We start from the raw sequence: 15,969 nt of genomic DNA, 5'->3' as shown, positions 1-15,969 counted from the left end.
GCGGACCGTCGTCCGCCGCGCCGAGGCCGAGAAGCGCCTGTACGAAGGGATTGCCGTAGGTCGTGAGGAAAATCTGCTCGACGGTCTGACCCCGGGGGTCACGCCACCCGTCGAGAGCGGCGACGAGCTGTGCGGAAACTGCTTCCTGAAACTTCATCCACGGGTTGTCAGGCGAAGCGGGCCGGCGCTGCTCGCGAACGCTCTCGGCAAGTCTTGCCACCTGCTGCATCAGCGGGTTGCGGTCGGAGAACAGCTCGAACGGGAGTTCGCTCGGCTGCATCTGGTGCTGCCAGTTCGCGAACTGCTCGTTGGCGAAGGCGCGGACGAAAGGCTGAAACAGCGTGCGGCAGCACCCGAGATTGATCTCGGACAGCCGACGCACGGCCGAAAAACGACGCTCGTCGTCTTGATTGGGCTGGACGATCTGTCGCAGATCGGACAGTTTCCGGTGCTCGAAACGGCAATCCAGTCGCCCCCGACGAGTTCCCTGTTGGCCGCATCCGCCGTCTTGGGAGTCAGCACGCCCTCATACAGTCTGGGAGGCAGGACATCGATGAGGTCGATGTTCGAGGCGAAGTCCTGGTGTTCCTTGCGGGCGATCGCACCGGAAACGAAAATGCCGAGGCGTCCAACACTTTCATGAACGGTATAGACGATGGTTAGTCGGCTGGCCAGAAGGTCCTGGTCATTCTCGTAGAGATCGACGATCCAGCCGAGCGCCTGCTGTGGCGGCGTGATGTTGTCTCCCTCCGAGCAGAAACAGACGATCGGCGAACGGATATTGCGCAAGTCGATCCGGACGCCATCGCTGGTCGTGATCTCGGCGGTCGCCAGACGATTGCCAATGAACAGTTGATCGACGATCCACTGCATTTCCTCGGCATTGAGGTTTACATGCCCTCCCCACCACTCCTCGAATTCGAGGAATCGCTCGGCATCCGTATCGATCTTCGACCAGATGTTGTAGTTCTTGCTCCAACAGGTGTTGGCCGGATCGAGATTTTCGAAATTGCTGACCAGACCGGCGCCGTCGAACTTGCCTGCTCCGAGATCACCGGTCAGCGCCGTGAGCCAGCTGCCGCCGGACAATCCGGCGTTGTAACGCATCGGATTCTTGCCTCTGACTCCCGCCCAATAGGACAGCGGCGCCCCGGGAACGATGATTGGCCCGAAAAGCTCCGGTCGTACCGCGGCGAGGATCATGACCGCCCAGCCGCCCTGACAGTTGCCGATCACGCACGGTTTTCCGTCGGCATCGGGGTGCAGTTCGATGACCTTTTCCAGGAACACCGCTTCCGCGCGCATGATGTCCCCGATCGTTTGTCCGGGCATTGGCTCTGGGGTGAATCCGACAAAGTAGCAGGGATGTCCCGCACGCATGGCCACCCCCAGTTCGCTGTCGGCCTTGAAGCCGCCGATGCCGGCGCCGCGCCCGGCGCGCGGATCGACCACCACGAACGGCCGCTTCCTGCGATCCATGCTGACCCCGTCCGGGGGCTGGATGCGAACGAGCAGATGGTTGGCCGGTCGCGCGAAAGTTCGACCGTCGAACACCAGTTCGGCATCGTAGCGAGTACATGCGGCACCTGCATTGCCCGATGCTCGTAGTACTGATTGCTGCGCTGGCGCAGCACGTCCCAGAAAAGAATCGTGCGCTGCGTGGCATCCAGCAGGTACTCGGAAAACGGATCGGTGAACGACTTACCGCTCGACGTCGTGTTCGCGGACGACGGGATCGCCGCGGAGGAGCTGGGCAAATCGGGCATGATGCGCATCTCCTTCTGGGTAAGCTGCTTGCGAAAAGGGGAATCCACAATCATTCGACCCCCTGCCAATCGCGCAGCCCCACGTGCTGTTCGCGGTGTTGGCGCCTTTGCCGACGATTCGATCCGACCCGAGCCTCTGGTGGCGCCAAGCCCGGCTTGACGGCGCCTGGCAGGCCCGCCATACTCGCTCGACATGCTCGTGCCGGCATCGGGTTGCCTCGGGACCAGGCGCCATAAGGCCGTCGACACACCTCCCGCAGCAGCAGCCCGCTTTCGCGGCGGGCACCAGATCCCGCGCATCGGCAGGAGATTGCCATGGTTGAGCCACTGATCGCTTCCGACGACCCGACGTTGCAGCCAATCGGGATTCCTCCCCAGCCACTCGCCGGCCGTAAGGCTCTGGTCATCGGCATCGCCAACAAGGACTCGATCGCCTATGGCTGCGCTCGCGCTTTCCGCGCCTTTGGCGCAGAGCTCTCGATCACCTACCTCAATGACAAGACGAAGCGCTACACCGGTCAGCTTGCGCAGGCGCTCGGCGTCGACGACGAGCTTTACCTGCCGTGCGACGTGCGTGAGCCGGGCCAGTTGGAGGCGGTCTTCGAGACCATCTGGCGGCAATGGGGCAAGCTGCATGTCGTCCTGCACTCGATTGCCTTTGCTCCGATGGAAGACCTGCACGGCCGGATGACCGACTGTTCGCGTGACGGTTTCCTGATGGCGATGGACGTGTCGGTACACTCGCTGCTGCGCGTTGCGCATTTGGCCGAGCCGCTAATGGAAAAGGACGGTGGCAGCATTTTCACGATGAGCTACTTTGGTGGCGAAAAGGTCGTACCGCATTACGGTATCATGGGACCGGCTAAGGCAGCGCTGGAATCTGCGGCCAGGTACCTGGCCGCAGAGTTGGGACCGAAAGGAATTCGCGTCAACGTCATTTCGCCGGGACCGGTGATGACCCGCGCCGCATCGGGAATCGATCGTTTCGACGAACTCCTGGCCAAGACGAAAGAGAAAGCTCCGACTGGGAAGCTCGTGACGGCCGAACAGGTGGGCCTGGCGACAGCAGCACTGGCCTGCGATTTCGCCACGATCGTCACCGGCGAAGTGCTCTACATGGACGGCGGCTACAACATCATGGGGTAGTCCCGAGCAGTCCTCTCCCGGTGCTTCGAATCCAGCAGGAAACGCCGATTCGGTGCGAGCGTACGGTGATTACACGACGACGCAGTTTTCGCTCAGGAAGGCAATCGCCTCGCTGAGTGTGCCGTCGCTCGTGTCGCGCAGCACTTCTTCGGCGTCGGCAAGGAAGTCTCGCCATAGCGCTTCCAGGTCATCCTGCATTTCGTAAGGCGCGCACGCCCGGATGAAGCCAAGGACCGACTGCCGCTGGAAGCCCTCGTCCCGAATCTTGCGAATCAGCGCACGAGCGGCTGCTTTGCCGAGTGCAGTCCTGGCCGGCACGCCAGCCGCGAGGCAGATGAAGATCGTCAGCAAGGAATTGTCATCGGTCTTGCCACCAGTGATTTTCTGCCAATCTTCCGAGACCGCAGCGTCGAACAGACTCGCGTCCTCCGGACCGAAATCGCGCAGGAAATACAGCGGCTCGAGTTCCCGGATCAGTCGGTGGATTGGCTCGGAGACATCAAGAATTCGCGGCAGATCCTCCTTTTCCACCCGTTCCAGTTCCCGCCGGGCAACCGCCAGATAGGCTGCGGGCAAGTCCTTGAATACTGCCGTGAGCTGTTTTCTGCCCTTGGCTGGCACGCCCTTCCTTCTGATTCTCTCGATCAGTGCGATCAAACCGGCGGCATTGGGTACCGCGGCGTGGCCGGTGCCGCTCATATGGACGAGGATGGCGGTGCGAATGATCGACTCGACGGCAACCGTCGACACGGCCGATGCCGGCATGCCGAGGTTTTCGGCAAACCAAAGCCCTGCCGAAATCGCCAACTGATAGTCCAGCCGTTGCTCGAACGTCCGCTGATATTCGGCCAGGCTGCGGCGCATCGACCACTCGGCCAGGAACTCCTTTTGCGACTGTCGGACGAGGATCCCGTACGATGCGTCCTCGGGCATCGCCCAGAGTCTCTTGATCATTTCGGAACCGCCACGCGAGTGGGAAAGAAAGGTGCTGTCGCGCAGCGAGTGCGCCGCCACTTCGAGATCGCCTCCGCTGTGCTGCTCCAGGAACAGGCTGACGAGATTGACGATCCGTACGCGCGCCTCCTCGATATTTGGCCGCAGGTACTGCGTCCCGAAGAACTCGGCAATCTGCACCATCCCCTTCGCCGCTTCGTTCAGAATGCTGTCGAGTCTGCTCTGGTCAATGATGCCGGTGCGCACTCCATGCGCTAGCGCCCGTTCGAAAAAGGGGCGGTCGTCGAAAACTGCGACTTGCTGACTGCTGTGCTGCATGCGTGAAGCGATCCTTCCATGGGGAAGCTAGCGGGTACCGGTCGGCCGGTTACAGCGCGGATTCTTCCTCCGGCTCGGCGGGCGGCCGCTCGGCCATCGGAACCTCGACTGCTGCGCCAGCGGCTTCCCCGGCTTGTGCGCGCGCACGCAGAATCAGCAAAACGTCACGGAAAATCTCCGGGGAATGATAGCGAAGCGTCCACGCCAGTTCCATCCAGTCGTGGTCATTGACCTCGCTGTGACTGAGGATCGCGCGATTGGCGCCGGGATCGGAGAGCGCGTCCAGGCGTTCCTCGTCGCTCATGTCGTCGTACGCGTCGTCGGCGTCGGCGTCGGCAAAGAAATCGAAACTTCCCGTCCGAAAGAAATGCTCGATGTTTTCGCTGCGCTCGCAAAGATAGTCGGCAAGCACATCGCAGCCCCCCTCGACTTCACCGATCGCCTCCAGAAACTCGTCCGGATCGCCATCGGGGCGAAATATGACCGAATTGATCATGCCGTGCAGCCGCTCGTGACTCTGATCGCCGTAGCGCCGTTCAAGAACAATCGCCCGGGCAAACTGCTCCGGGGAAACCAGCAGATTGACCACCGATTCCTTCGACGAATCGAAGTCTCGCAGCACCGCCAGCAAATCCTTCGCCGCCAGGTCGTCAAGGGCGACCATCAGGGCGCCGTCGCCATCGCTGTCGACGATCGAGGCCAGGGCTGCTTCAGCGCCGACGATGTCGCCAACACGGATCAGCTTTTCCGCTTTGACAAGGACTGGGTGACTCATCAATGATCCCCGGAGAATTGATCCCTGCGGTCGAAGCCCTGCTCTGCAAGCCACTCGGCACCTGCCTCATCGAGGTCGAAGTCGTCCTCCGCCTCGTCAAAGTCCTGGTCGACGGACTGCCTGCCGCTCGCCGCCGGCAGTCCGTCGAAACGGCCCTGCAGGAACTCGAGGCAGGCGGTCACCACCAGGAACTGCTCGCCATTCGGATTCTCCAGGACGATCCTGGCCAGATCCGCGGCCCAGGACTCGAGCGATATCGACCCCAGCAACGCTGACCAGGGCGGCAGGTCCTCCGGTTCCAGCAGGGCAAGATCGCGCATCACTTCCGGGCTGGCGAAACGCATGCCGCCATGGAAGGCGACCGCGACCATTTCCGGGTTGCACTCGAGCATGGGCAGAAGTTGGGGAAGCTGCCCGCGCTTCGCCTTCAGTCGCTTGGCGAGGACATCATGACCGGCCGAATCCGTCATCAGATCTTCGAGTTCCGCCTCGTAGGCAGATTTCAGCTCCGCGAAGTAGGGCGACAACCTCATTCCAGGACTCCTTCCATATAACTCTTCCAGATTTCCCGCGCCGTTTCCAGAGGCTTCTCGAGAAGATTGCGCCGTCGATTTTCATCGTAAGCATGCCGCAGGTCGGGATCGGATAGCGTTTCGTAGGCTTCCTGGACGTCCCGAAACTTGTCGGTCGCTGTCGGATCGGTATTCCGGTCAGGGTGAAGCTGTCCGGCTTTCCTGCGATAAGAGGCGCGCACCGCGTCGCCTGAAGCGTCGCTGGCGATGCCGAGTATGGCGTAATAATCCTTCATGCGTCCTTATCGAGTATCTGGTGTCACCAACGGCAAGCAGAAACCGCCTGGCTTCGCATGGCGAAGTGCGACCGGGACGGCGAAATCCGCTGCCGCGGAATGGCGACCCCTAGGAGAGACGCAACCGCTGCCACAGAGTGCTGGTCAACGCCACCTGGTTGAGCGTATAGAAGTGCAGGCCCGGCGCACCACTGGCGAGCAATTTTTCGCAGAGTTCGGTAACGACGTCAAGGCCGAACGCACGGATCGACGCCGCATCGTCGCCATAGGATTCCAATCTCTTCCGGATCCAGCGCGGGATCTCCGCGCCGCAGTTGTCGGAAAAGCGGGCCAGGCTGCTGTAGCTGGAAATCGGCATGATGCCGGGGACGATCGGTGCCGTGATGCCAATCGCCTGGCACTCGTCGATGAAGTGCGCGTAGGCGTCGAAATTGTAGAAATACTGGGTGATCGCGGAATCGGCACCGGCGTCGAGCTTGCGCTTGAAAGCCAGGAGATCGTCGAGCGGGCTTCTCGCCTGCGGATGATATTCGGGATAAGCGGCGACCTCGATATGGAACCAGCAGCCCGTTTCCGCCCGGATGAACTCGACGAGTTCGTTGGCATAGCGAAAGGTGCCCGGCCTCGCCATGCCCGATGGCAGATCACCGCGCAGCGCGACGACGTGGCGGATGCCATGCGCACGATACTGTTCGAGGATACTGCGAATGCTCTCGCGCGTCGAACCGATACACGACAGGTGGGGCGCCGCCTGATGGCCTTCGCGCTGGATTTCGAGAACGGTAGCGAGCGTACGATCACGCGTCGAACCGCCTGCGCCAAAAGTGACCGAGAAGAAACGGGGTGCGAGCAGCGCCATCTGGGCACGCGCCACGCGCAGCTTCTCCGCCCCTTCGGGCGTCTGCGGGGGAAAGAGCTCGAGGCTGAAGGTACCGGGTCTCGGCGTCATGACTCACTCATCTCGTGTCCCTGCCGGCAGGCAATAGGGAGGAAAGGACCGACGAAAAAATGCTGTAAAGGACGGCACCAAACACCCCCGACCAGAAGCCGCCGACGTGAAAGCCTTCCAGCATCGAACCAGCCAGCCAGAACATCAGGCCGTTGATCACGAACAGGAAGAGCCCCAGCGTCAGCAGCGTCGCCGGCAGGGTGAGCACCACCAACAGGGGGCGCAAGACGGCATTGATCAGCCCGAGTACCAGCGCGGCGATCATGGCGGAGCCAAAGGAAGCCACCCGGATCGACGGCATCAGATAGGCTACGGCAAGCAGCGCCAGCGCATTGAGCAGCCAGAGCAGGATCAGACGCATGGCTTTCCCTGTCGATGTAAGCGTCAGTAGCGATAGTTGTCCGACTTGTACGGACCTTCCTTCGCCACGCCGATGTACGCCGCCTGCTCCTCGGTCAATTCGGAAAGCTGGGCATTGAGCTTCTTGAGCTGCAGACGGGCGACCTTCTCGTCGAGGTGTTTGGGCAGCGTGTACACGCCGATCGGATATTCGGCGTTGCGCGTAAACAGCTCGATCTGGGCGATCGTCTGATTGGCGAACGACGAACTCATGACGTACGACGGATGGCCGGTACCGCAACCGAGGTTGACCAGGCGACCCTTGGCCAGCAGGATGATGCGCTTGCCATCCGGGAAGATCACGTGATCGACCTGCGGCTTGATCTCCTCCCAGGCATAGCCCTCGATCGACGCAACGTCGATTTCGTTGTCGAAATGGCCAATGTTGCAGACGATCGCCTGATCCTTCATCTGCTCCATGTGCGCATGCGTGATGACATGGTAGTTGCCGGTGCAGGTGACGAAGATGTCGGCCTTGTCCGCGGCATAGTCCATGGTGACCACCCGGAAACCTTCCATCGCCGCTTGCAGGGCGCAGATCGGATCGATCTCGGTAACCCAGACCTGCGCCGAGAGCGCGCGCATGGCCTGTGCCGACCCTTTGCCGACGTCGCCATAACCGGCGATCAGCGCCACCTTGCCGGCGATCATCACGTCGGTGGCGCGCTTGATGCCATCGACCAGCGATTCGCGGCAACCGTAGAGATTGTCGAACTTGGATTTGGTCACGGAATCATTCACGTTGATCGCCGGAATTCTGAGCTCGCCCCGGGCGTGCATCTGGTAGAGACGATGGACGCCCGTCGTGGTTTCCTCGGTCACCCCCTTGACCGCCGCCAGGCGCCGCGAGTACCAGGTCGGATCGCTGGCGAGCTTGGCCCTGATCGCCGCGAAAAGGATCGCTTCCTCCTCTGAAGCCGGATTCGCCAGTACCGCGAGATCGCTTTCGGCCTTGCTGCCAAGGTGCAGGAGCAGCGTCGCGTCGCCGCCATCGTCGAGGATCATGTTGCTGTAACCGGCATCCGGCCATTCGAAAATACGGTGTGTGTAATCCCAGTAGTCGGCCAGAGATTCCCCCTTCACCGCGAATACCGAGACGCCCGAAGCAACGATGGCCGCAGCCGCGTGGTCCTGGGTCGAGAAGATGTTGCACGATGCCCAGCGCACCTCGGCACCGAGAGCCACCAGGGTCTCGATCAGCACGGCAGTCTGGATCGTCATGTGCAAGGAACCGGTGATGCGCGCGCCACGCAGCGGTTTGGCGGCGGCGAACTCTTCACGAATCGCCATGAGGCCCGGCATCTCGGTTTCGGCGATACGGATTTCCCGGCGACCCCAGTCGGCGAGACCGAGGTCAGCGATTACATGGTCTTGGGTAACAGCATCCGACACGGTAAGGCTCCTTGAAAGCAGTGACCGAGAGCGGAAAGCTGTAGTACGCGCTGGCTGCCAGATCGCAGCCCACGCCCACCCTTCTTCCATGCCCGGCACCGGTTGGTTGGATGAGCGCCGTTTGAAAAATCCGAGCCTGAAACTGTCGAACGACAGCCCTGCAGCGCTCCTCGGATCGAAAACTGCATTATATACTGGCTTGGCGAAGGCGGGCGAGCGCACTCGTCTGCCCAGGACGGCAGAAAGTCGCCCTGATACGGATCAGTACGACAGAGAATCGTAGGCGCCGCCCCGGATTTCGACGGTGACCTGGTTGGGAGCACACACGGCGATCTCGCCGGGACGCGTCAGCCAGCCCTGTCGCACACAGTACTGGCGCGGACCCGGGTCGGCAGCGACTCGTACCCGTCGCCTGTCGACCACGATGCTCGTGATGCCAAGCGGACCCGGAACCTCGATGCGGCGATTGTGGGCCAGATCGAGCTCGGAAAACACCTCGCCACCACGCCGGACGATGGCCTTTTCCGCCACCCCCACCCGCCAGGCCAGCGGGAACGAGAACACACAGAGCGCCAGGCCGAGCAGCACCAGCAGCCAGTCGCCGGGCTTCAGCAGCCCGGCCCAGAGCTTCACGGATTTCCGCCGATGGCCATTGGCGAGCGCAACTCGCGGTGACGCACCAGCACGCGTGCGCAGTCAGAAAATTCGCGCCGCAACCACTCGGCAAAGTAGACCGAGCGATGCTGCCCACCGGTGCAGCCGATGGCAACGGTCAGGTAGTTGCGGCTGTCCTGGACGTAGGAAGGAAGCCAGGTACGAATGAAGCGAGCGATGTCGTTGCGCATGCGCAGCACCTCGGGTTCCGCCTCGAGGAAGGAGATCACCGGTGCGTCACGACCGGTCAGCGGCCGCAGGTTCAAATCGTAATGCGGATTGGGCAGACAGCGGACGTCAAAAACGAGATCGGCGTCGAGCGGTATGCCGTTCTTGAAGCCGAACGACTCGAAGAGCAGCGTCAGGCCCTGACACGGGTCTGCGGATTCGTCGAGGGTGACAAACTCGCGCACCCACTCACGCAAGGCGTTGGCCTTGACTCCACTGGTGTCGATGTGGTGTCCAAGAGCGACCAACTCCGCCAGACGAACCCGCTCCTCGGCAATTGCTTCGGTCAAGGTCATACGATCACTGGCTAACGGATGCCGGCGCCGGGTCTCCGAATAGCGTTTGATCAAGGTCGCATCCTGCGCGTCGAGAAACAGGAACTGCAGGCTCAACTCGTTGGCGCGCAGGGCGTCCAGTTGCAATGGCAACATCGCAACACTATCCCCGCCGCGGATATCGATGACCACTCCGACCTTGTCGTAGCCTTGCAACTCCAGTTGCCCGACGAGCGGCTGCAACAACTGCGATGGCAGGTTGTCGACGCAATAATAATTGGCATCCTCAAGCACCTTGAGGGCAATCGATTTGCCAGAGCCGGAGAGACCGCTGATGAGAACGAGATGCATGACGCGAAGCATACCGGATGGCTGTCTCCAGCAGCAAGCCACTCTGGAATAAACTGCGTACTCCACTGGATCGGATAGTGCTCATGACACCTCTCGAACTCCCCTTTCTCGGCGAGCTTGCGCGGCTTCGGCGTGATATCCACGCGCATCCGGAGCTTGCGTTCCATGAACAGCGCACTGCCGCACTGGTCGCACGCGAGTTGACGAGCTACGGTTTGCAGGTCCATTGCGGGATCGCCGGCACCGGCGTCGTCGGCAGCGTGCGGCAGGGCAGCAGTAGCCGCGCCATCGGCCTGCGCGCAGACATGGATGCGCTGCCGCTGCACGAGAAGAACGTCTTTCCTCACCGTTCGCGCAACGAGGGGCGAATGCATGCCTGCGGTCATGACGGCCACACGGCAATGCTGCTCGGCGCGGCGCGCTACGTCGCGGAACACCAGCATGAACTGGATTTCGACGGCACCGTCCATTTCATTTTTCAGCCGGCCGAGGAATCCGAGGGTGGTGCCGAGGTAATGATCCGTGACGGCCTTTTCGCAAGGTTCCCGATGGACGCGGTGTTCGGCCTGCACAACTGGCCCGGCATCCCTGTGGGCGAAATGGCGGTAATGGCGGGACCGATGATGGCCGGCACGTGCAGCTTCGAGATTGCGGTGCGCGGACAGGGCTGCCATGCGGCAATGCCTCATCAGGGCGTCGATACGCTGGTCGCCACCAGTCAGTTGGTGCTGGCCCTGCAGACGGTCGTTGCCCGCAACTTGCATCCTTGCGAATCGGCAGTGGTCAGCGTCACCCAGATCCACGGTGGCGAAGCGTGGAACGTCATTCCGGATGATGCGGTCGTGCGCGGCACGATTCGCACTTTTACGACGGTAACGCAGGATTTGGTCGAACAGGCCATCGAGCGACTGTGCTCGGGAATCGCCAGGACATTTGCGGCGGAGATCACGGTGCACTTCGATCATCGCTATCCGCCAACCGTGAACAGCGAGGCGGAAACCGAGGTCTGTCGGCGCGTGGCAAGCGAATTGCTCGGAGTCGATCGCGTACGCGGAAACGAGTTGCCATCGATGGGAGCCGAGGATTTCGCGTACATGCTGCGCGAAAAACCGGGCTGCTATGTATGGTTGGGCAACGGCCCCGGCAACGGTGGCTGCACCCTGCATAATCCACACTACGATTTCAACGACGAAATCCTCTCGCTCGGCATCCGCTACTGGGTCAAGCTGGTGCAAACCGTTCTGCGCGGCGAGCGCTGACGCTGCGGGTTACGGTCGGCCCAGGGCCGTCCGATGGCTGGCCCTCTGCCAACCAGTCATCAACCGGGGAAGTCCGCAAGTGTGTCACGGGAAAGGCCGTCGGCACGGCCATCAACTCGACGCATGAACAAAGGGCGACGCCGAGCATGTTACACTCGCAAGGTGGACTGCTCGCTAGCGTGCCCGGCGACCGATCGGTAGCGCGGTGGTTTTGTGTTCCCAAAAAATGGCGGGGAGCACCTGGTGCAGTATTCAGGCGCTCCCCGAGTTCCGGTTCTGACCGGAACTCCCAGGACCATGAAAAGGAGAACAGCGTGTATAGATTAAGAGCAGGGACTTACAGACAACTTACGCGCGCCTAGGGAGACGCCGCCAGTCATGCGAATCCTCCTCGCCGAAGACGACCGCATCATTGCCGATGGCCTCTGCCGATCGTTGCGCCAGGGCGGCTACGCGATCGACTGCGCGTACAACGGTGTGGATGCCGATACGGCGCTGTTGACCAATAGTTACGATCTGCTGATCCTCGACCTCGGACTGCCCAGACTCGCGGGACTGGACGTGCTGCGCCGCCTGCGGGCGCGCAACTCGACAACGCCAGTACTGATCCTGACGGCTCTCGACGGCATCGACGATCGCGTCAAGGGACTCGATCTCGGCGCCGACGACTACATGGCCAAACCGTTCGAGCTCGCCGAACTCGAAGCACGCGTACGCGCGCTCAGCCGCCGCTCGTCGGGCACTTCGCGGACGATCCAGTGCGGATCGCTGACCTTCGATCAGACCGACCGGTGCGCGCTGGTGAATGGCGACATGCTCGAACTTTCGGCGCGCGAGCTCGGCCTGCTCGAAATCCTCCTGTCGCGCGCCAAGCGACTGGTCAGCAAGGACCAATTGGTCGATCACCTTTGCGGTTGGGGCGAGGAGGTCAGCCACAACGCGATCGAAGTCTATATCCACCGTCTGCGCAAGAAACTCGAATCGACCGGAGTCAACATCATCACCGTTCGTGGGCTCGGCTACTATCTTGAGAAACCTGCGGAAGAGAGAAAATCCTGACCTCCAGCGTTCGCTGTTTGGCGAGATTCTGGACTGGATGCTGGCACCGCTTCTTTTCGTCTGGCCGATCAGCATCGCCTTCACCCATTATTTTGCGAACAGCGTGGCGAGCTTTCCCTACGATCAGTCCCTGCGCGAGCATGTGACCGCGATTTCTCGCCAGATCACCTTCGTGGAAGGTCGGCCGCAACTGGCGCTGCCCGGATTGGCGCAGGTCTTTCTGCGCTCGGACGAAATCGACAATGTGTATTTTCACCTGCTGGATCGGAACGGCCGACTGATTGTCGGCGACAGCGAGTTGCCGGCGCCCAGGAATCCCGCAGCATGGTTGAAGGAAGAGCACAGCGAAGTGCATTTCCGCGACGACGAGTACCGTGGCCAAACGCTCCGCGTCGCCTACCTGTATCTGTTCGACGCCGACGCGCAACCCGCCAGCGGTGTCCTGATCGAAGTCGGCGAAACGACCGAGAAACGCTCTCAACTGGCAAACAAGATCATCGCCAGCGTGATTCTGCCGCAATTCGTGATCATTCCGCTTGCGGTCATCCTAGTCTGGTTCGGGTTGTCACAGGGACTTCGCCCACTTACCCGCTTGCGCGACCGGATCGAGGCTCGTCGCGAAGCCGATCTGTCTCCGATCGCGCTACGTCGCGTTCCGGAAGAGTTGCGGCCGTTGACGGAAGCATTCAATGCGATGCTGGCAAGAATGCAGCAAAACGTCACCGCACAACGACGTTTCATCGCCGATGCCGCACACCAGATGCGTACCCCGCTAACCGGCCTGAAGACCCAGGCACAACTGGCAATGCGCGAAACTGATCCGGCAGAGCTCCGGCACGCCCTCGGGCAGATCCTGATCGGCGCCGACCGCGCTTCACGCCTCGTCGATCAACTGCTGGCGCTAGCGCGTGCCGAAGCGAGCGGGCACTCGCAGCAGCCGCTGGTCGCCATCGATCTCGATCAATTGTTGCGCGAAGTGGTGGAAACCTGGGTCGTCCAGGCCCTCGAAAAGCGTATCGATCTGGGTTACGAAGCTGAAGATCACGTTGCCATCCTGGGTAACGCCTTTTTGCTGCGCGAGATGATCAACAACCTGCTCGACAACGCCCTGCGCTACACACCGACGGATGGCCGAGTAACCGCGCGGGTAATTGCGCAGGGCGATTTTGCCCTGCTCGAAATCGAGGACAGCGGGCCGGGCATCTCGGACGAAGAGTCACTAAAGGTTTTCGACCGCTTCTATCGCGCCGAGGGCACGGACGGCGAGGGCAGCGGCCTTGGGTTGGCGATCGTCCGCGAGATCGCTGAACTGCATCAGGCCGACGCCAGCCTCCGGCCGAAGACCCGCGACGCCCCGGAAGGAAGCCCCCCCGGCTGTGTCGCTAGAATCGTCTTTCCTGTTTACCGACGACCACCGCGGATTCTGGTGCCGGAACCTGTGCAGACCGGCTTCGCCTGATTGCCGGGCGGCATCTCAGACGAGCGTTCTCAGATAGCCCGGAGCGAATTCGAGAACGAAATCCCAGAAGGCGGACAAGGCTGGAGTCAAGTGCTTGCTCTTGTGGCGAACGATGTGCCAGCGACGCATCACCGGGGTACCTTCCACTTTCAGAATGGTCAGCCGCCCGGCTCTCAGTTCCAGGCCGAGCGTGTGCTGCGACAGGAAACTGATGCCCAGCCCGGCGATCACCGCCTGCTTGATCGCTTCATTGCTGCCCATTTCCATTCCGATGCGCGCCTTGATCGAGCGCTCATCGAAGAACTCTTCCATCGCCAGACGAGTCCCCGATCCGGGCTCACGCACGATCAGCGTTTCGCCTGCAAGATCCTCGATGGCGACACTCGCCATCCTGCTCAAGGGATGATCGGAATTGGCGACGATTACCAGCGGGTTCGGGGCGAAGGCCACTGCCACCGCGTCGAGCTGTGCCGGCGGTCGACCCATGATCGCCAGGTCGACTTCGTTGCCGGAAAGCAGGCGACTGACCGTGTCGCGATTGTCGATCAGCAGGCGTATGCGCAGGTCGGCCTGCGTCTTGCGGAACTGCGCCAGCAAGCCGGGAGCAAAATACTCTGCCGTGCTCGCGACGGCGACTGCGATGCGCCCGCCCTTCAATCCCTTCAGTGCCAGCAGCGCCTCGTCTGCTTCCTTCAGTGACTGCAGGATCTGGCGCGTGTGATTGAGCAGTATCTCGCCGGCCTCGGTCAGGAAGACCCGCTTCCCGATTCGTTCGAACAGCAGCGTACCGCTGACATCCTCCAGTTGCTTGATCTGCAGCGAGATCGCCGCATGTGTCAGATGCAGGTTCTCTGCGGCGCGGGCGAACGAAAGGTGGCTGGCAGCAACCGAAAAAATCTGGAGTTGGCGAATTGTGGCGTTTCTCATCGATAATTTTTTATTAAACTATACAAACAATATGTTTAACTAGCGTTTTTGTATCATGCGGCTAGAATCTGGGCAATCTCCCGATCGACAAGAGGTTTCTCCTGGAGTATCGCCATGCTATGCGGACGTACCAACGTTAACAAGTTTCTGATCGAGGAACAGCGCCGAAATCCGGCATTGGTCGGTGATTTTTCCATGCTCATCAGCGACGTGGTTCGCTCGTGCAAAGCGATCGCCCAGGGTGTATCTCGCGGCTCGCTGGCCGGCGTGTTGGGCGACGAGGGTAGCGAGAACGTCCAGGGAGAAGCCCAGAAGAAACTCGACGTGCTGGCCAACGAAGCCTTCCTCCACCACTGCGAGTGGGGTGGACATCTTGCCGCAATGGCTTCGGAGGAGATGGAAGACATCTATCGAATTCCCTCCGAGCATCCTCGTGGCAGGTATCTGCTGCTCTTCGACCCGCTCGACGGTTCATCGAACATCGATGTCAACCTTTCGGTGGGCAGCATCTTTTCGGTGCTGCGCTGTCCGGAGAATTGTAGTGCCGACGGACCCAGTACCGCTGACTTTCTGCAACCCGGAAATCGGCAGGTCGCCGCCGGTTATGCGCTGTACGGACCGTCGACGATGTTGGTGCTGACCGTCGGCAGCGGTGTGTACGGCTTCACGCTCGATCGTGACATCGGCGAGTTCCTGCTGACGCATCCCCATCTGCTCATTGCCCCGGACACTCGCGAGTTTGCGATCAACGCGTCCAACGAGCGCTTTTGGGAACCGCCCGTTCAGCGCTACGTCTCCGAATGCCTGGCAGGCAAGACCGGTATTCGCGGCAAGGATTTCAACATGCGCTGGGTGGCGTCGATGGTCGCCGAAGTTCACCGTATCCTGATGCGAGGCGGCGTATTTCTGTATCCGCGCGACAGCAAGGACATGTCCAGACCTGGGCGCCTGCGCCTGATGTACGAAGCCAATCCGATGGCGATGATCGTCGGTCAGGCGGGGGGTCTGGCCTCGACCGGCAGTGAACGCATCACCGACGTGCAGCCAACCAGTCTGCACCAGCGCGTGCCGGTCATTCTCGGTTCGCGGGACGAGGTCGAGCGCATTGAGCGCTATCACCGCGAACACGAAAGCGGCGATGACCAGCCATTCAGATCGCCCCTCTTTTCGACGCGTACATTGTTCAGGGATGACTGAACCCTTGTGCAGCCGGCCGCCCAACGGTAGCACCGAAAGCTTCGCAGGACCGT

Annotated in this window: 15 protein-coding genes, 1 pseudogene and 1 riboswitch; of the genes and pseudogenes, 5 read left to right on the top strand and 11 right to left on the bottom strand. The window is 61.3% G+C overall.

Features of this window, described 5'->3' with window-relative positions; all coding sequences use genetic code 11:
- A pseudogene (locus NFV80_RS01035) lies at positions 1-1,554 on the bottom strand (DUF3141 domain-containing protein); the annotation flags it as partial.
- Between the two features lie 527 nt (positions 1,555-2,081).
- On the opposite strand from NFV80_RS01035, the gene fabI reads away from it, so the two are divergent.
- The gene (gene fabI, locus NFV80_RS01030; protein WP_295325724.1) at positions 2,082-2,912 is read left to right on the top strand and encodes an enoyl-ACP reductase FabI; all 831 of its coding nucleotides are present in this window, start codon (positions 2,082-2,084) and stop codon (positions 2,910-2,912) included.
- Between the two features lie 69 nt (positions 2,913-2,981).
- Here the strand turns inward: fabI and NFV80_RS01025 are convergent, their stop codons facing one another.
- The 9 genes from NFV80_RS01025 to rapZ form a co-directional block, all read right to left on the bottom strand.
- Positions 2,982-4,184, bottom strand: coding sequence for a hypothetical protein (locus tag NFV80_RS01025; RefSeq protein WP_295325721.1), 1,203 nt, complete (start codon positions 4,182-4,184; stop codon positions 2,982-2,984).
- 49 nt (positions 4,185-4,233) lie between these two features.
- Positions 4,234-4,959 (bottom strand): hypothetical protein, encoded by a 726-nt coding sequence (locus NFV80_RS01020; RefSeq protein ID WP_295325719.1) that lies wholly within the window; start codon positions 4,957-4,959, stop codon positions 4,234-4,236.
- Positions 4,959-5,492 (bottom strand): hypothetical protein, encoded by a 534-nt coding sequence (locus NFV80_RS01015; RefSeq protein ID WP_295325716.1) that lies wholly within the window; start codon positions 5,490-5,492, stop codon positions 4,959-4,961. Before NFV80_RS01015 ends, NFV80_RS01020 begins: the two co-directional genes overlap by 1 nt.
- Positions 5,489-5,767 (bottom strand): DnaJ domain-containing protein, encoded by a 279-nt coding sequence (locus NFV80_RS01010; RefSeq protein WP_295325713.1) that lies wholly within the window; start codon positions 5,765-5,767, stop codon positions 5,489-5,491. The genes NFV80_RS01015 and NFV80_RS01010 overlap by 4 nt, the downstream gene beginning before the upstream one ends.
- 109 nt (positions 5,768-5,876) lie before the next feature.
- Positions 5,877-6,716, bottom strand: a complete 840-nt coding sequence (gene metF / locus NFV80_RS01005; protein WP_295325711.1) for a methylenetetrahydrofolate reductase [NAD(P)H] — start codon at positions 6,714-6,716, stop codon at positions 5,877-5,879.
- Between the two features lie 7 nt (positions 6,717-6,723).
- Positions 6,724-7,077 (bottom strand): phage holin family protein, encoded by a 354-nt coding sequence (locus NFV80_RS01000; protein ID WP_295325708.1) that lies wholly within the window; start codon positions 7,075-7,077, stop codon positions 6,724-6,726.
- A gap of 23 nt (positions 7,078-7,100) precedes the next feature.
- Positions 7,101-8,507, bottom strand: a complete 1,407-nt coding sequence (gene ahcY, locus NFV80_RS00995; protein ID WP_295325705.1) for an adenosylhomocysteinase — start codon at positions 8,505-8,507, stop codon at positions 7,101-7,103.
- A gap of 105 nt (positions 8,508-8,612) precedes the next feature.
- Positions 8,613-8,685, bottom strand: a riboswitch (S-adenosyl-L-homocysteine riboswitch).
- Between the two features lie 83 nt (positions 8,686-8,768).
- Entirely contained in the window at positions 8,769-9,140 is a 372-nt protein-coding gene (locus tag NFV80_RS00990; RefSeq protein ID WP_295325702.1) for a NusG domain II-containing protein, read from the bottom strand.
- Positions 9,137-10,015 (bottom strand): RNase adapter RapZ, encoded by an 879-nt coding sequence (gene rapZ, locus NFV80_RS00985; RefSeq protein ID WP_295325745.1) that lies wholly within the window; start codon positions 10,013-10,015, stop codon positions 9,137-9,139. Before rapZ ends, NFV80_RS00990 begins: the two co-directional genes overlap by 4 nt.
- A gap of 83 nt (positions 10,016-10,098) precedes the next feature.
- Here rapZ and NFV80_RS00980 point away from each other — a divergent pair, with 83 nt between their 5' ends.
- From NFV80_RS00980 to NFV80_RS00970, 3 genes are all read left to right on the top strand, one after another.
- Positions 10,099-11,274, top strand: a complete 1,176-nt coding sequence (locus NFV80_RS00980; RefSeq protein ID WP_296757538.1) for a M20 aminoacylase family protein — start codon at positions 10,099-10,101, stop codon at positions 11,272-11,274.
- Positions 11,275-11,652: 378 nt separating this feature from the next.
- The gene (locus tag NFV80_RS00975; protein WP_295325697.1) at positions 11,653-12,333 is read left to right on the top strand and encodes a response regulator transcription factor; all 681 of its coding nucleotides are present in this window, start codon (positions 11,653-11,655) and stop codon (positions 12,331-12,333) included.
- Positions 12,302-13,792: a sensor histidine kinase gene (locus NFV80_RS00970; RefSeq protein ID WP_296757534.1), complete on the top strand. Its 1,491-nt coding sequence runs from the start codon at positions 12,302-12,304 to the stop codon at positions 13,790-13,792. The genes NFV80_RS00975 and NFV80_RS00970 overlap by 32 nt, the downstream gene beginning before the upstream one ends.
- 15 nt (positions 13,793-13,807) lie before the next feature.
- Here NFV80_RS00970 and NFV80_RS00965 read toward each other — a convergent pair whose 3' ends face one another.
- The gene (locus NFV80_RS00965) at positions 13,808-14,719 is read right to left on the bottom strand and encodes a LysR substrate-binding domain-containing protein (RefSeq protein WP_295325692.1); all 912 of its coding nucleotides are present in this window, start codon (positions 14,717-14,719) and stop codon (positions 13,808-13,810) included.
- Positions 14,720-14,833: 114 nt separating this feature from the next.
- On the opposite strand from NFV80_RS00965, the gene NFV80_RS00960 reads away from it, so the two are divergent.
- A complete protein-coding gene (locus NFV80_RS00960; protein WP_295325689.1) occupies positions 14,834-15,916 on the top strand; it encodes a class 1 fructose-bisphosphatase in 1,083 nt (360 codons plus the stop codon).
- Positions 15,917-15,969 lie beyond the last annotated feature (53 nt).

It is taken from the genome of Accumulibacter sp., assembly GCF_023806565.1.
GTDB lineage: Bacteria > Pseudomonadota > Gammaproteobacteria > Burkholderiales > Rhodocyclaceae > Accumulibacter.
The sequence above is the reverse complement of the archived record's forward strand: the minus strand, read 5'-3'. Positions and strand labels throughout refer to the sequence as shown.